The 16,227-nt window shown below is 55.3% G+C and carries 11 protein-coding genes; 9 read left to right on the top strand and 2 right to left on the bottom strand.

The window, feature by feature from the left end; genetic code table 11:
- Window positions 1–24: 24 nt before the first annotated feature.
- From BJP58_RS13970 to ppnP, 7 genes are all read left to right on the top strand, one after another.
- Window positions 25–1,728, top strand: a complete 1,704-nt coding sequence (locus tag BJP58_RS13970) for a phage tail tape measure protein (protein ID WP_194544393.1) — start codon at window positions 25–27, stop codon at window positions 1,726–1,728.
- 77 nt (window positions 1,729–1,805) lie between these two features.
- Window positions 1,806–2,795 (top strand): AAA family ATPase, encoded by a 990-nt coding sequence (locus BJP58_RS13965; RefSeq protein ID WP_194544938.1) that lies wholly within the window; start codon window positions 1,806–1,808, stop codon window positions 2,793–2,795.
- Window positions 2,792–3,739 (top strand): DUF58 domain-containing protein, encoded by a 948-nt coding sequence (locus BJP58_RS13960; RefSeq protein WP_071222607.1) that lies wholly within the window; start codon window positions 2,792–2,794, stop codon window positions 3,737–3,739. Before BJP58_RS13965 ends, BJP58_RS13960 begins: the two co-directional genes overlap by 4 nt.
- A 257-nt stretch (window positions 3,740–3,996) precedes the next feature.
- Window positions 3,997–6,003, top strand: a complete 2,007-nt coding sequence (locus BJP58_RS13955; protein WP_194544392.1) for a vWA domain-containing protein — start codon at window positions 3,997–3,999, stop codon at window positions 6,001–6,003.
- A complete protein-coding gene (locus BJP58_RS13950; RefSeq protein ID WP_194544391.1) occupies window positions 5,987–8,998 on the top strand; it encodes a VWA domain-containing protein in 3,012 nt (1,003 codons plus the stop codon). Before BJP58_RS13955 ends, BJP58_RS13950 begins: the two co-directional genes overlap by 17 nt.
- Window positions 8,999–9,366: 368 nt before the next feature.
- The gene (gene tkt, locus BJP58_RS13945) at window positions 9,367–11,388 is read left to right on the top strand and encodes a transketolase (RefSeq protein ID WP_194544390.1); all 2,022 of its coding nucleotides are present in this window, start codon (window positions 9,367–9,369) and stop codon (window positions 11,386–11,388) included.
- 101 nt (window positions 11,389–11,489) lie between these two features.
- Window positions 11,490–11,807 (top strand): pyrimidine/purine nucleoside phosphorylase, encoded by a 318-nt coding sequence (gene ppnP / locus BJP58_RS13940; RefSeq protein WP_194544389.1) that lies wholly within the window; start codon window positions 11,490–11,492, stop codon window positions 11,805–11,807.
- Between the two features lie 131 nt (window positions 11,808–11,938).
- On the opposite strand, the gene BJP58_RS13935 is transcribed toward ppnP, so the two are convergent.
- Complete coding sequence (locus BJP58_RS13935) at window positions 11,939–12,865, bottom strand: copper amine oxidase N-terminal domain-containing protein (protein ID WP_194544388.1); 927 nt, start codon at window positions 12,863–12,865, stop codon at window positions 11,939–11,941.
- Between the two features lie 169 nt (window positions 12,866–13,034).
- A complete protein-coding gene (locus BJP58_RS13930) occupies window positions 13,035–13,931 on the bottom strand; it encodes an NAD(P)-dependent oxidoreductase (RefSeq protein ID WP_194544387.1) in 897 nt (298 codons plus the stop codon).
- A gap of 196 nt (window positions 13,932–14,127) precedes the next feature.
- On the opposite strand from BJP58_RS13930, the gene BJP58_RS13925 reads away from it, so the two are divergent.
- Both BJP58_RS13925 and BJP58_RS13920 read left to right on the top strand, forming a co-directional pair.
- Window positions 14,128–15,483: a glucose-6-phosphate isomerase gene (locus tag BJP58_RS13925; protein WP_194544386.1), complete on the top strand. Its 1,356-nt coding sequence runs from the start codon at window positions 14,128–14,130 to the stop codon at window positions 15,481–15,483.
- Between the two features lie 106 nt (window positions 15,484–15,589).
- Window positions 15,590–16,222 (top strand): YigZ family protein, encoded by a 633-nt coding sequence (locus tag BJP58_RS13920; protein WP_194544385.1) that lies wholly within the window; start codon window positions 15,590–15,592, stop codon window positions 16,220–16,222.
- Window positions 16,223–16,227 lie beyond the last annotated feature (5 nt).

Genomic DNA, 16,227 nt, shown 5'->3' with positions numbered 1-16,227 from the left:
ACAGCAGGGTAAGGAGGAAGAGCAATGGACAACATCATGCGTTTTATCGAAGCCGCGAGACGGCGGCTGCAGCGATTCCGCGTCATAACGTATGTTTTATACGGACTGATGGCAGGGTTTGCCGCACTGCTGCTGCTTCTGGTGCTGGGGAGATTCGTGCCCATAGCCTGGCTTCCCGTTGCATCCGTCGCCATTCCTGTCGGGGCAGGCTTCGTAGGTTTGTTATGGGGATGGCTGCACCGGGTTCCGATCGAAGAGGCTGCTTCTGCGATGGATCATGTTCCTGACGAAGCGGAGCGAAGTGACATGATGGTAACGGCACTATCGTTCAAAGAAGAGGAATCGCAGGCTGCAAAATGGCAGCGCGAGCAGGCGGAGCGCTATGGCGCACGTTTTGCAGAGCAATTGCCGAAGCGTCTTCCTTACCCTAACCGTAAAAGACATCTCTTGATCTGTGGCGCTTCGCTGGCTGCCGTGCTCATCCTTGTTTTTGTTCCGAATCCGATGGATAAGAAGGTGGAAGCGGCAAAAGAGGCGCAGAGCTGGATGAAGGAGCAGGCAGCCAAAACTGAAAAGCTGGCGGAAGAACTCCAGAAAGAAACGATCGATCTTGCTGACAGGAAGAAGCTGCAGGAGAAGCTGGATGCCTTGAAAAAAGCGCTGGAGCGTGAGAAGCATCCCGAGCAAGCGCTGGAGAAGCTGGAAGAAGCGATGAAAGAGCTGGAGAAAATGGCGAAACAGCAGGAGGAAAAAGCGAAGGCTTTGTCGGAGCTGGCCCAAAAAATGCAGCAGGAGAAGGCGTTGTCCCAGGTGGGGAAAAAGCTTGCCGAAGGCATGGCCGATGAGCTCAAGCAGGAAATGAAGAAACTCACCGAGCAGGTGAAAAAGATGTCCCAGGAAGAGAAGAACGAGCTGGCCGATGCCTTGAAAAAATTGGCAGAGGAAGCAGCCAAGCAGCTGGAGGACGGGAAGCTGGAGCAAGAGCTCAAGAAAGCGGCAGACTCGCTGAAGGAAGGCAAGCTGCCGAAAGAGCTGGAAGAAGCGCTCCAGCAGCTGGCCGAGGAGCTGGCTAAAGCGGCTCAAGCTAAAGCCGCATCCGACAGTCAATCGCAATCCGCCGCTTCGCTGGCGTCCTCCCTTGCTTCGCAAGGACTGAGCTTGGCCGATCAGATGACGGCTGCCGGGATGTCGGTATCGGATGCCTGGAGTAACGGCGGCAGTGCGGAGGCGTTGGCGCAGGCGGGATCCGGGGAAGGCTCGGGAGAAGAAGGCGAAGGCTCGGAGGGAAGCTCCGGAGAAGGTGGCTCCGGGGCCGGTCAAGGTCAAGGTCAAGGTCAAGGTCAAGGTCAAGGCGCCGGCAGTGGTTCCGGTTCGGGGAGCGGCTCTGGATCAGGAGCAGGCTCCGGCTCAGGCGGCAGCGGAGGATCGGGAAGCGGAACCGGAAGCGGAGCCGGCTTTGGCTCAGGCGGTCGCGAGCTTGTGACGATCCCTAGAGATTTCAAGGGCAGCGGCAATGTGCAGAACGATTCCGGCGAGATCAAGGGCAGCGGCGGAGATATTCAGAAGGGCGGCGTTTCGCCGACCGTTCCGGGTATGTCCAGGCCTTATGAGGAAGTGTATCGCGTTTATGAGACCGAAGCGCGCAAAACGTTAGATCGCAATCCGCTGCCTGACCAGATGCAAGGGTTGGTCGAGGAATATTTCATACAGATCAATCCGAATCCGTAGGGGATGGAAGAATCGATTACGGAAGCGGAAGCTAGAATGAGTACTTGAACTTTACCAAGAAGATGGAGGTTTCGTCCATGTCGGATATAGCAGTGAGACCACAGGAATGGATGGAGAAAATATCAGGCCTGCGGGAACATATCGGCAAGGTGATTGTCGGGCAGCAGGATGTTGTGGAGCAAATGCTCTGGTGTATCTTTGCAGGAGGGCACGCCCTCCTGGAGGGGATTCCGGGTCTCGGTAAAACGATGCTCGTCCGCACGGTGTCGGAAGCGTTGGAGCTATCCTTTTCCCGTATACAGTTCACGCCGGATTTGATGCCGAGCGATATAACGGGCACCAATATCCTATCGTTCGGGCAGCATGGGGACACCGGGATGACCTTTCAAAAGGGTCCGCTGTTCAGCAGCATCGTGCTGGCCGACGAAATTAACCGGGCCACGCCCAAAACCCAGAGCGCCTTGCTGGAGGCCATGCAGGAGAAGACCGTCACGGTGGGTGGGGTAACCCATCAGCTGCCCAAACCTTTCTTTGTTCTGGCGACGCAAAACCCGCTGGAAAACGAGGGAACGTATCCATTGCCGGAGGCGCAGCTTGACCGCTTTCTGCTGAAGATTGAAGTGTCGTATCCAAGCGCGGATGAACTGAAGGAAATCGTGAAGCGGACGACGTCCTCCCACAAATTCCAGGTGGAGCGGCAAATGACCGGCGACGAGCTGCTGGAAATCCAGCGCGGAGCCCGGGAAGTGCTGGTTGCCGAGGAAATTTTGGACTATGCGGTTCGTCTGCTCATGATGACGCATCCCGAAGAGGCAGCGGCCCCGGAGGCGGTGCGAAAATACGTCCAGTTCGGTTCCGGACCGCGGGGCATTCAATCTATCATATCAGTGAGCAAGGTCCGTGCATTGTGCAGCGGGCGGATGCATGTATCGACAGGGGATATTCGCGTCGTGGCTTTATCTGCGCTGCGCCACCGTTTGTTCCTGAATTTCGAGGGGCAGGCGCTCGGCATTACGACAGACCATGTCATTCAGGAGGTTCTGCAAGCGCTGGAGGCATCCGCGTGAGCGGGGGCGGGCACCTGCTTCCTCCGGAATGGCTTCCGCGTCTGGAGCGGCTGAGCCTGGATGCCAAGCGGCGGGTTGCCGGGACGCTGCAGGGAAAGAGGCGATCCCGCCGGCTCGGATCGTCCCTCGAGTTTGCCGATTATCGAGTGTATGCACCCGGCGATGATGTCCGCAGGTTTGACTGGGGCGTCTATTCTCGTACGGGAAAAGCATTCGTGCGTCAATTCATGGACGAGCAGGAGCTGACGGTCAGTCTATTCGTGGATTGCTCGGCATCGATGGGGGCTGTCATGTCATCGTCATCCGAACCATCTGCTGCAGATCCGGCAGGAACGAAGGAAAGTCCGAAATGGCTGCTCGCACGTCAACTCGCCGCAAGCATCGGCTACATGGCATTGTCCTCTTACGACAGGCTGCAGATCGCCTGTTACAGCCGTTCGATTAACGCCCGCCTTCCGATCATGAGAGGAAAGGGCTCGGCCCATCGCCTGTTTTCGTTCCTGCAAGGGGCAGAAACGGGAGGCGAAGGCAGTTTGGGCGCAGCGCTTGCGGTTCCTGGCGCACTCCCCCGGCAGCCGGGGATGACCTGGGTGTTCTCGGATTTTTGGCTCGAGGGCGGCGAGGAGGAGTTGTTCAGGGCGCTTTCCCTTTTATCCGGCACCGGGCAGGAAGTAGTGCTGGTACATGTGTTGTCGAGGGAAGAACTGGAGCCTAAATTGACCGGCGATTTGCGATTGGTTGACAGTGAAACGATGAGCGGCAAGGAAGTGGCGTTGACGGGTAAAGTGCTCGATGCTTACAAAGAGGAGCTGGAGCGGTACCGGACGATGCTGTCCCGCGTGTGCGCGGAGCGGGGGATGTCTTACGTGCTCATTCCGGCGGACATGCCGCTTACGGATGCGATGTTCGGGGTGCTTGCGGGAGCTGGCCTGGTTACTGGATAGAGCGGGATCCCTTGCAGGGCCCCGTGTCCAAGCATCTGCAGGAGCTTCATACGTATTGGGAAGCTGTTAGACAGGGGAACACCGGAGAATATACATCTATGAAATGCAGGCTTCACGAGCACCTGTTTGTGATCTATATAGAAGAAACAAGAAGAGAACTCAATAAAACAGGAACAGATGACAGGCCTTCATCCGATGCTTTGAGAAAACGTCCAAGTCGTGTTAGTCAGGGGCCACGGGAGTAAGGAGGGGACACGTTGGGGATTCAATCTTGGCTGAGTCTATGGTTCGGTTTAACGCTGCCGGCCATCGTGCTTATGTATATGTTCAAACGAAAATATGTCGATACAACCGTTCCCAGCCATTTGCTGTGGGAGCGGGTGCTTCGGAACCTGGAGGCCAACAGGCCGTGGCAGAAGCTGCAGAACCGGCTTCTGCTGTGGCTCCAGTTGCTTGCTGCTGCGCTGATGGTCTTCGCACTGATGCAGCCTTTTCTGCAGGTGTCTGGCGGAGGCAGCGCCCACGTGGTCATCGTTGCCGATACCTCGGGCAGCATGAGCGCGCAGATTCAGCCATCGGCTGAAGGCGAAGCCGCAACCAGGCTGCAATGGATGCAGGAACGAATAAAGGAATACGTGAAGAACCAAGGGAGACGGAGCGAAATCACCCTCCTGTCCGTGGGAGCAAGTCCCATGACGCTGGTCTCCCATGAAAGCGACCGCACCGTCATTGATAAGGCTGTGGATGGGCTGCGGCCCTATTACGGCCAGGCATCCTACAGGGAAACCTTATCGCTCGCTTCCGCTCTGACACGGGAAGAGCGTGATGCAGAGGTCGTTATTTTTACGGACAGCTACTGGAAACAGGATACGGCTCCCATAACGTTTCAGGTTCCGGTATCCGTAGAGAAGGTGCAGGGGGAGCTCCCTCTTAACGTGTCCATTGACCAATTCGGCATTTCACCCAAGGGTGAAACAGGTTCATCCTATGGGGCGGTCGCTGTCCTCAGCACGAATGCCAAGGAATCGATGTCGGCTGAAGTGAATCTTTACGGGGATGAACAGCTATTGACCAGCAAGATGCTTGAACTGGAGCCTGGTAAAAAATCAACCGAATCCTTTTCCGATCTGCCGTTTGCGGAAGTGTACCGGCTTGAGTTGTCGCAGGATGACGGATATGCCGCAGACAATCAATCCTTTGCATTCGGTTTGGGTCATGGATCTTCGCGCGTGCTTCTGCTGACTTCGGGCAATTTGTTTCTGGAGAAGGCCTTGCAGCTAAGCGGAGCCGAAGTCACCCGGGTTGCTTTGGACGAGTCCAAAGACAAGACCGCCGAGGACAATGGCAGTGCGGATAAGGAGGCGGGTAAGGGCAGCACAGCTGCGGATGTACCGCCCGTGCCTGAAGGCGAATTTGATCTGCTCGTCATCGACGGGGACGTGCCGGAAGGGTTCAAGCAAGGGAAGTGGGCGGAATTGGCCGCTAAAACGCCGCTATGGACGATCGGCGGAGAAGGTGCCAAAGTCGGCAACCAAGGGGGGCGCGCCGTGCTTTCCAAGCATCCGGTGACCGCCTATGTAACCTTGTCGGGCGTCTATTTTGGCACGCTGGTGGAACAGGCCCCTGCCTGGGGAGAGCCCGTTATAAAGCTGGGGGATCAACCGATCGTCTATGCGGGAAGCGAAAACGGGCGACCGCGCTTGTCGTTTCATTTCCTGCTTCAAGATAGCGATCTTCCGTTATCGCCGGAATTCCCGGTCATGGTCAGCAATGCACTGGAGTGGATGACCTCGGGCAAGGGAAGCGGCCTTGGCCGCTATATGGCTGGCGCGCAAGCGGATATACCGATTGCGGCGGATACGGTAGCGGCAAAATGGGTACCTACGAGCGGTCTTGCTCTTACTGGCGGCATCCCTGCTGCGGAAGCGCTCCGGAATGAGCAAGGAATATCGCCGGTACAGCTTGTGCCGGAATATCCGGGGCTGTACGCTTTTGAACAGCAAAATGAAGCGGGTGAGAATCTTAGGTTCTGGCTGGCCGTGACGGCGGATCCATACGAGGCGAATTGGAGCAACGATCAGGGGCCGGTCGTAAGTCAAGCGGCTCCGAACTTGGATGAGTCTGAAGCGGGAGAGCATGCCGGGACATCCGGCAGCAACGAAACCGCAAACCGCGCCGGCTCGTTAATGCCATGGCTTGCTGTCTTTGCACTGGCTGTGATCGCAGCAGAATGGGGGGTGTACCAGCGTGGGCGTTCAATTTAGCCAACCATGGTTGTTGCTGCTGTTGATTCCGGCAGGATTATTTCTTTACTATGCATACAAATCGGATTTTCGATTAAACGGCTTTCGGAAGAAACTGGCTTTATTCTTTAGAACCTGCGTCATTCTATTATTGATTCTTATGATTTCGGGTTTGCATGGCTTTACCGTCCTAAGAGATAAACAGGTTGTATATCTGGCTGACCGTTCCGACAGTATGGGGGATTCAGCCCGGATCGCGAGCTGGATTAACGATTCTCTCTCGGCAAAAGGCGAGAAGGATGGCACGGCTGTTGTTTCTACGGGGCTTGAGGGCGCAGTAGAACGGCGGTTAACCTCTGCAGAGAATGCAGGAGCCTCTCTTAATGCACTGCTGGAGCAGCAGTTTACGGGGCTGGAGTCCGGTCTTCAGCTCGCGGGGAGCCTGTTCGAGGGCAACAGCGATTCCAGAATTGTGTTGATCTCGGACGGGGAAGAGAATGTAGGCAGCATGGCAGCGGCCGGGAGGCTGCTGAAGGACCGGGGCATTGCGGTTGATGTGCTTCCGACGCCCAAGCAGGCCATCCGTGACGTTGCGGTGGAGGAACTGAAGGTACCGGATAAGCTGTATCAAGCGGAGTCTTTCTATGTGGAGGTTATGATCCGCAGCACGTTTAAGACCTCCGGTGAGCTGCGCATTTACGAGGACAACCGTGAGATCGGCCGGGAACGCGTGGACGTCACCCCGGGCGAGAACCGGTATGCCGTGAAAGGCCTGGCCAAGAGTCCGGGACTTCACCGTTACCGTGCCGAAATCTTCATGGACGGGGATGAAGCGTCCGCCAATAATGCAGCGTTCGATTTCACCCGGGTGGAAGGTCCGCCGAACGTACTGATCGTGGAAGGAACCCCGGGAACGTCGGGGAATATCACGGCAGCCCTCGAGTCCGGCATGATCGGCACCGAGGTGATTCCGCCGGAACTGCTCCCGCTGGAAGCGGCCAAGTATGCCGTATACGACAGCATCATCTTTAATAACGTTTCGGGCAGTGACGTCGGCGGCAAGCAGATGGAGCTGATCGAGCAGGCGGTCCGAAGCTTTGGCATCGGGTTTATGATGGCGGGCGGCGAGGACAGCTTCGGAATGGGCGGATATTTTAAAACCCCGATCGAAAAGGCGCTGCCGGTCTCCATGGAGCTGGAAGGCAAGCGGGAGATTCCATCCCTGGGCCTCATACTCGTCATCGACCGATCGGGGAGCATGGACGGCAACAAAATCGAATTGGCCAAGGAATCGGCGATGCGAACGGTGGAGCTGCTGAGAGCCAAGGATACGGTCGGCGTTGTCGCCTTTGACGATCAGCCGTGGTGGGTCGTTCCGCCGCAGAAGCTCGGGGACAAGGAAGAGGTGCTCAGCAGCATCCAGTCGATTCCGAGCGCAGGCGGGACCAACATCTATCCTGCCGTTTCCTCGGCGCTTGAGGAAATGCTGAAGATTAAAACCCAGCGCAGACATATCATTCTGATGACCGACGGGCAGTCCGCCATGAATTCCGGTTATCAGGATCTGACCGATACGATGGTGGAGAACAAAATTACGATGTCTTCGGTGGCGGTCGGGATGGATGCCGATACCAACCTGCTTCAATCCTTGGCGGATGCGGCCAAAGGCCGGTATTACTTCGTTGAGGATGAAACGACGCTGCCGGCGGTATTCAGCCGGGAGGCCGTCATGCTGGCCAAATCCTATATCGTGGATAAACCCTTTGTCCCGGCCATTCAGAACCCGGCCGATTGGGCGAGTCTGTTCCAGCAGGGCATTCCGGGGCTGTACGGTTATGTAGCGACAACGCCGAAGTCTTCCGCCCAGACGATTCTGTCAAGCCCGGAGCCGGACCCGATCCTGTCACGCTGGCAGTACGGATCCGGACGAACGGTGGCATGGACGAGCGATTTAAGCGGAAAGTGGTCCAAGGAATGGGTATTGTGGTCCGGCTTTGCCAACACGTTGACTGAAATCGTGAAGTGGACATTCCCGCAGTTTACGTCGTCGCCCTATGAAGTGACTACCGAGACGGCCGGCAACCAAGTAAAGCTCCAAGTTATGGCAGAGGGCGAGAGTCCGCCGGAGAAGCTGAATGCGGTGATCGGGGACGATGAAGCCGGCGAGCAGACGGTAGAGCTCATTCAGGAGGCGCCCGGCCGTTATACCGGACTCGTCAACGTATCCAAGCCGGGAGCCTTCCTCATGTCCCTTGAGGATGCCAGCGGGGGAGAAGCGCTGCAAGCCGCGCCGGGCACCGGTTTTGTTGTGCCGTATTCGCCGGAATACCGGCTATCTTCCGGCAGCGGCGAGGAAGCGATGAAGCGGCTGGCCGAGATAACCGGGGGTCGCGTACTATCCTGGGATAACCCGGCCGAAGTGTTCGACCGGCAGGCGACCTCGCGGATGAATCTCCATGATTGGAGTTATCCGCTGCTGGTGGCGGCCCTGCTGCTGTGGGTCGCCGACATCGCCGTGCGGCGCCTGGCTCTGCCATGGGGCGCCATCGGCGCTAGGGTGGCCGCCCTGCTCCGCAGGCGGCCTGTACCTGCCGGCGAGGCCGGGCGTGACGCCGGCCTCGAGCGGCTGGCGGCGCGCAAAGCCCGCGCCGCCCAGTTCTACGGCGGCAGCTCCGCGAAGCCGCCGCCGCAGGCCCCGCCCGCGCGCGAACGCAGCGGCGCGGGCCAGGGCGCCGGGGGCGGGAACCCCGCCCCGGCACCTAGCGCAGCTCCGGCAAGGGGCCGAAAGGCCCCGCCGGAGGCGCGCGATTCGCAGCGGGCGGATGCCCCGCTGCGGGAAGAGCGGCCGGCGCAGACGAAGCCGGCCGCAAGCCAGGGCGCGCCCACGCCACCCCCGCCCCCGCCGCCGAAGGCGCAGGGGGGCGGCAGCAGCCGGCCCGGGGAGACCGGGCCGGCTCCGGAAGGAGGCTCCTCCATGGATCGCCTCCTCAAAGCCAAAAAACGCGGCACGCGCTGATGTGCCGCCTCACGCTTCGGCCGAAGCTGTCTACTGTGCAGCTTCGGCCGAAGCTTTTTTAATTGTCGAATGAAGTAACTTTTTCCATGCCGCCGATGTCCGTAAAATCGTTTAACGGATGTCGAATCCGGTTATAACCGGACTATTAAGGGAAATAATGCAAGGGGGATGTCGTTCGCCCTGGCGGCTTTTACACAACTTTGACAATTACGTTATGGAAATGAAAGACGTGTGGTGATACAATAAGAGTCAAAATGATATTCTCAACATTCCTAACTGCTCTAATACCATGTGGATTGGGGCTGGAGGGACGTAAGAAGCCTTCATTTTCGAAGCTTACTATGGAAAAGATTTGAGGAGGACGAATCATGACAACTGAACATAACCAAACGATCGACAACCTGTCCATCGCAACGATCCGGACACTGGCGATCGACGCGATCGAAAAAGCCAACTCCGGTCATCCGGGCATGCCGATGGGGTCTGCACCTATGGGCTACCAATTGTTCGCGAAGACGATGAATCATAACCCGGACCAGCCGGCGTGGATTAACCGCGACCGTTTTGTCTTGTCTGCAGGCCATGGCTCCATGCTGCTCTACAGTCTGCTTCACCTGAGCGGGTATGACTTGTCCATTGAGGATCTCAAGCAGTTCCGTCAATGGGGAAGCAAAACCCCGGGTCACCCGGAATTCGGCCACACGGCCGGCGTTGATGCAACGACAGGTCCGCTTGGACAAGGCGTGGCTATGGCTGTAGGTATGGCAATGGCTGAAGCTCATTTGGGCGCGACTTACAATAAAGACGGCTTCAACGTAGTGGATCACTATACGTATGCGATTTGCGGCGACGGTGACATGATGGAGGGCGTGGCTTCCGAGGCAGCTTCCCTGGCAGGTCATTTGAAGCTTGGCAAATTGATCATGTTGTACGATTCCAATGATATCTCCCTTGATGGCGAGCTCAGCCTGGCATTCTCCGAGAACGTAGCGAAGCGCTTTGATGCTTATGGCTGGCAAGTGCTGCGCGTAGAAGACGGTAACGATTTGCCTGCGATCGAGAAAGCGATCGAGGAAGCGAAAGCCGATACGAACCGTCCGACGCTGATCGAAGTGAAGACCGTCATTGGTTACGGCAGCCCGAACAAACAAGGTAAAGGCGGCCATGGCGGTACGCACGGTTCTCCGCTTGGAGCTGATGAAGCGAAGCTGACCAAGGATTTTTACAATTGGGTATATGAAGAGGATTTCTATGTGCCTGAGGAAGTGCGCGAGCATTTCGGCAAAGTGAAAGAGCGCGGTATTGCAGCTTATCAAGCTTGGGTTGATCAATTTGCGAAATACAAAGAAGCTTATCCTGAGCTGGCGGCGCAATTCGAGCGCGGTGAATCCGGCGAATTGGCTGAAGGATGGGACAAAGACCTTCCGAAATACAGCGCGGATGACAAAGCGGTTTCCACTCGCGTGGCTTCCGGTAAAGCGCTGAACGGGTTGACTGCAGGCGTACCGCAGCTGCTCGGCGGATCGGCTGACCTGGAAAGCTCCACGATGACACACTTGAACGACCTGGCCTCTTTCACAGCGAACAGCTACGAAGGCCGTAACGTGTATTATGGTGTTCGTGAATTCGCAATGGCCGGTGCCATGAACGGTATCGCTCTCCATGGCGGACTGAAGATTTTCGGCGGTACGTTCTTCGTATTTACGGATTATCTGCGTCCGGCTGTACGTCTGGCTGCGATCATGAAGCTGCCGGTTACGTATGTACTGACTCATGACAGCATCGCTGTCGGTGAAGACGGTCCTACGCATGAACCGATTGAACAATTGGCTTCCCTGCGCATCATTCCAGGCTTGACGGTGATCCGTCCTGCGGATGCTAACGAAACTTCCGCGGCATGGGCTTATGCGGTTGAGAACACAGACCGTCCGGTAGCGTTGGTGCTGACACGTCAGAATCTTCCGATCCTTGCAGGCACGGCGGATCATGCACGTGAAGGCATCAAACGCGGCGCTTATGTTGTAGCCGACGCGAAGGATGGCAACGTGCAAGCTCAAATCATTGCAACGGGTTCCGAGGTTCAGCTTGCCGTTAAAGCGCAAGCAGCGTTGGCTGAAGAAGGAATCGCCGTACGCGTCATCAGCATGCCGAGCTGGGATCTGTTCGACAGCCAGGACCAGGCATACAAAGATTCCGTGCTGCTTCCTGACGTAAAAGCCCGTCTGGCTATTGAAATGGCTCATCCGTTCGGATGGGAGCGTTATGTCGGAGACAAAGGCGACATTCTGGGGATCAACACATTTGGCGCTTCTGCTCCTGGCGACCGCGTCATTGCCGAGTACGGATTTACCGTTGAGAACGTGGTTAGCCGCGTAAAAGGCTTGCTGTAATGCAAGCGGATCTAACTCCATATTGATTTTCCGGCACCCGCATTATGCGGGTGCCGTCCATATATCAAGCCATAACTATGTTGGAGGAGGAGAGTTTGTCCATGTCACAATTTAAGAATGCTACCGTTACAAAGGCAGCCAACGTGTACTATGAGGGAAAGGTAACCAGCCGTACGGTGCTGCTGGAGAATGGCGAGAAGGTAACGCTCGGCATCATGCTTCCGGGAAGCTATGAATTCGGAACGGATGGCCCTGAGATTATGGAAATTTTGTCGGGCGATTTGCGTGTCCTGCTGCCTGGAGAGCAGGAGTGGTTAGAGATTCAAGGGGCTGCAACCTTTAACGTTCCGGGCAATTCAAGCTTTAAGCTGGAAATCCGCACCGTGACGGATTATTGCTGCTCTTATCCAACCATGTAATAGATGAAATGCCGCATGTGATGTCGTGTCCGTAAATACACAACAAAAAGGCTCAAAGCCGTTGGCTTTGAACCCTTATTGTCAATGTCGGATATCAACGCATGCCGTTAACGTTGGTTGCTATAATGGACTTATTCCTCCGGGATCGTCACGATCTCGCCTTTATATCCGGGAGCCCGGTTATCAAGCTCTACGTATCCTTCGCTCCATTCCTGATTACGGTCGAGCAGCCGGTAGCTGGTGACGCCGGAAGGATAACGGAATACGAATCGGGCTACAGTCCAGTTTCTGGCATCCGGCTGCTTACCGATCTCGGCTTGAATCGGGGGCAGGAAGAACAGGTTCTGATTCGCAGCCGCTTTGGCGGAGTAATCCAGCTTGCCCTGCCATTTCAAATATTTGACGCCGCCCTGGATTTCGTAATATTCGGCGATGTCGTTATCGACCAGGAAGAAGCGATTGGATTCGCCTTTTGGAAAATAATAATCCACGCCCTGCATTTCCACAGGGAGCATTTCCAGCTCAGGTTTCTGCAGTTGGGATGAATAAGGCAGCTTGGCAGCAGCATTCCTGGCGGTGGCCAGATCGGAGCTCTTTAAGTCAGCGAGCATAGCGGCATCTGCTTTATTGATATAAGCCGTCTTGAGAGAACCGTTCCAGTTGATGTCGGCATCAAAAGCTTGGGCTACGGCCCTCAGGGGAATCATGGTCTTGCCTTTATGGAGCAGCGGGGCTGCAGGCAGCGTCTTCTGAACTCCGTTCACTTCCATGCGGTTGCTTCCCGCCGTGAGAATCACCGTTCGGTGGTCACCCTGAATCGTCACCTGTTTCTTGCTGTTGTCGTACTTCATGACGTAGTTACCCAGAGGTTTGAGATCGGTTAGGGTAACAAAGGTGGAGCCCTGCTTGACCAGCACTTCGCCGCTCGCGGTAACATTGTTAATCGAAGCGGTAGGTTTGGCTGCGGCAGAAGCCGGTGATACAGCTGTTACTGAAGATAGTACAGTGGTTAATAGCGCAGCGGCTGTCACTGCTTTTAAACCTGTGGTCCATTTCATGTTGTATATTCCTCCCTTTGCATAGTAGACGAAATGAAATGCAAAAAGTTTCTTCTGGAGGGGGAAATCATGAATTTGACCAAAAAAATGGCTCCTTCCTCCTGGTCCGGATGATCCGAAAACCAGTATGAAAGGAGCCAGTGTAAGGCAAAGCATGGCTTAGCTGGTATTACTGCTGCTGTTCGCCGATTTTCTGGCCGATCCAGGCTTCATAACATTTCACGACAGCGGAAAGATCCTCTTCGCCATAACCTTCGCTGGCACCGGCTTGGAACAGGCTCTTGGCCAGATTCAGCATAGGGGAAGGCATTCCGATGCCATCGGTGAGTGAGGAGGCCAGCTTAAGGTCCTTGAGCATGAGCGCAAGCGAGAACTGATTGCTGAAGTCGCCCTCGATAATTTTGCGTCCCTTCAGCTCTGCCGCTTTGCTGCCGGCTGATCCCAGCTGCACGAGCTCCAGGAAATTGTCAGCGGGAATGCCTGATTTCGCGGCGATGGCAAAGCCTTCGGCAAGCGCCAGATTGTTAATGCCCACGATGGTATTATGCGCAAGCTTCGCGACAGCGCCGCTTCCGTTAGGTCCCATGTGGATGACTTTTTTGCCCAAGGTGTCAAACACGTCTGCATGAGCTTCGATGACCGCGGCATCGCCGCCAACCATGAACACCAAGGTTCCATCCATCGCTGCAGGCTTGCTGCCGGTTACCGGGGCATCCAGGAAGGAAGCGCCCAGACCGGTTACGGCGGAAGCGATTTCCTTGACAAGGCTCTCGGAGATCGTGCTGCAGTCAATGACGGTCATCCCGCTCGTCAGGGAGCCAAGCAGGCCATTCTCACCATAGAATACATCCCGGATGGATTGGTCGTTGCTTACCATTGTAATAACAAGATCTTGTCCTTCAGCCGCTTCACGAGGCGTCTCCGCAATGGAGGCTCCCTGTTCGGCGAGCGGACGGCATTTTTCGTGGGTGCGGTTATACACGGTCACATCGTAATCCTGCTTCAGCAGATTGGAGGCCATGGGAGCGCCCATGGTGCCCAGTCCGATAAACCCGATTTTTTTCATAGCTATATCACCTTCGATTATGGATTCCTGATCCACTCTATCTTAGCATGGGTCCCTGAAACGAAGCCAGCGTTTGTGAGGAATGGAAGCGCAAGGGAGACCCTCGCATGAAGAATAGATGACAGTTGGCCCGCGAAGCTTGCGGTCTTTATTAAATTAAAGTATCCTATTTCTAAATTCACAGGAGGTTTAAGGCATGTCTAAAAAAATCAAGTTTGATTACAGTAAAGCACTGACTTTTGTCAATCAGCACGAAGTTGATTATTTCGCTGAGCCGATCCGCACAGCTCATGAACAGTTACATAACGGTACGGGAGCCGGCTCCGATTATCTGGGCTGGATCGACCTGCCGACGCAGTATGATAAAGAAGAATTCTCGCGCATCCAGAAAGCGGCTGCCAAAATCCAAAGCGATTCGGACGTTTTGATCGTTATCGGAATCGGAGGCTCCTACCTCGGGGCACGCGCGGCCATCGAAATGCTCTCGCACTCGTTCTATAATGAGCTGTCGAAGGACCAGCGCAAGACACCGGAAATCTATTTTGCGGGCAACAACATCAGCTCCACCTATGTGACTCACCTGCTTCAATTGATTGAAGGCAAGGACTTCTCCGTCAATGTCATCTCCAAATCCGGCACAACGACAGAGCCGGCTATCGCATTCCGTATTTTCCGTGCGGAATTGGAGAAGAAATACGGCAAGGAAGAAGCTCGCAAACGCATTTATGCTACGACGGATCAAGCGAAGGGCGCCCTTAAGAAGCTGGCTACCGAGGAAGGCTACGAGTCCTTTATCATCCCTGACGATGTGGGCGGACGTTATTCCGTGCTGACAGCGGTCGGTCTGCTTCCGATTGCTACGGCAGGCATCAACATTGAAGAAATGATGCAAGGCGCGGCTGACGCATCCAAGGAATACAGCAGCCCGAACGTAGCCGAGAACGAAGCTTACCAATATGCGGCGGTTCGTAACGCGCTATACCGTAAAGGCAAAGGCATCGAGATCCTCGTGAACTACGAGCCTTCCCTGCATTTTGTATCGGAATGGTGGAAGCAGCTTTACGGCGAGAGTGAAGGCAAGGATTACAAGGGGATTTACCCGGCATCCGTCGATTTCTCTACGGATCTGCACTCCATGGGTCAATTTATCCAGGAAGGCAGCCGCAACATCTTCGAAACGGTCATTCAGGTTGAGAACGTATCCGAGCATATTACGATCGAATCGGATCCAGACGATCTGGACGGCTTGAACTTCCTGACCGGGAAAACATTGGATTTTGTTAACAAAAAGGCCTTCCAAGGCACGATGCTGGCCCATACAGACGGACAAGTTCCGAATTTGATTGTGACAATTCCAGATTTCACTCCCTATTCGTTCGGATATCTGGTATACTTTTTCGAAAAGGCCTGCGGTATCAGCGGCTATCTGTTGGGTGTCAACCCGTTTGACCAACCGGGCGTAGAGGCGTACAAGAAAAATATGTTCGCATTGCTCGGCAAACCTGGGTATGAGAAAGAGAAGGCCGAATTGGAAGCTAGACTTTCCGAATAACCTGACACTTTCATTGGATTAGACGTAAGACGCTGAAGGAAGCAGTCCGCTGGCATATCATTGCCGTGGACTGCTTTCTTGGCAATATAGAGGTGGTTGTAGTTTCATGCTGGATCGTTACAAAACGGTACGTCAGGCGGGCTCCAAAGAGATCGTCATCAAGAAATCGCGTTTCATCGGGCATGTGATGCCGGTTGAAACCGAAGAGGAAGCCGTCGCTTTTATTGAAGAGATCAAGAAAAAACATTGGAATGCTACCCATAACTGTTCCGCTTATATGATCGGCGAGCGGGATGAGATTCAGAAGCAATCGGACGACGGGGAACCGAGCGGAACGGCTGGTAAGCCAATTCTCGAGGTGATCCGCAATCAGGGGCGGAAGAATGTAGCCATTGTGGTCACGCGTTATTTTGGCGGCATTATGCTGGGTGCGGGCGGATTGATCCGGGCGTACACCGACGGAGCCGTGGCTGCGATGGAGTCAGGCGATCCGATTACAAGGGTTCTTCATCGGGAGATTTTCGTGGAGCTGGATTATACCTGGCTGGGTAAGGTGGAGAACGAGCTACGCAACCGAGGCGTTCGTATGGGAGAGACAAACTTTGCCGACACGGTGACCTTGACCTGCTTGCCGCTCGATGGTGATGCGGAGAGCTTTATGTCTTGGATGGTGGATTTGACACAGGGGCAGTCCCTGATCACAGAGGGAGAGCGGCTTTATTTTATTGAAGGGGAATAAAATAA

Origin of the sequence: Paenibacillus sp. JZ16 (assembly GCF_015326965.1) — a bacterium.
Taxonomy (GTDB): Bacteria; Bacillota; Bacilli; order Paenibacillales; family Paenibacillaceae; genus Paenibacillus_AQ.
This window is presented reverse-complemented; position numbering and strand designations above follow the sequence as displayed.

What these genes read in the sequence shown, in the direction of transcription:
- ppnP (WP_194544389.1), top strand. Translation starts at nt 11,490, where the DNA reads ATGTCACAATTTAAGAATGCTACCGTTACAAAGGCAGCCAACGTGTAC.
- BJP58_RS13925 (WP_194544386.1), top strand. Translation starts at nt 14,128, where the DNA reads ATGTCTAAAAAAATCAAGTTTGATTACAGTAAAGCACTGACTTTTGTC.
- BJP58_RS13935 (WP_194544388.1), bottom strand. Translation starts at nt 12,865, where the DNA reads ATGAAATGGACCACAGGTTTAAAAGCAGTGACAGCCGCTGCGCTATTA.
- BJP58_RS13970 (WP_194544393.1), top strand. Translation starts at nt 25, where the DNA reads ATGGACAACATCATGCGTTTTATCGAAGCCGCGAGACGGCGGCTGCAG.
- tkt (WP_194544390.1), top strand. Translation starts at nt 9,367, where the DNA reads ATGACAACTGAACATAACCAAACGATCGACAACCTGTCCATCGCAACG.
- BJP58_RS13930 (WP_194544387.1), bottom strand. Translation starts at nt 13,931, where the DNA reads ATGAAAAAAATCGGGTTTATCGGACTGGGCACCATGGGCGCTCCCATG.
- BJP58_RS13965 (WP_194544938.1), top strand. Translation starts at nt 1,806, where the DNA reads ATGTCGGATATAGCAGTGAGACCACAGGAATGGATGGAGAAAATATCA.
- BJP58_RS13920 (WP_194544385.1), top strand. Translation starts at nt 15,590, where the DNA reads ATGCTGGATCGTTACAAAACGGTACGTCAGGCGGGCTCCAAAGAGATC.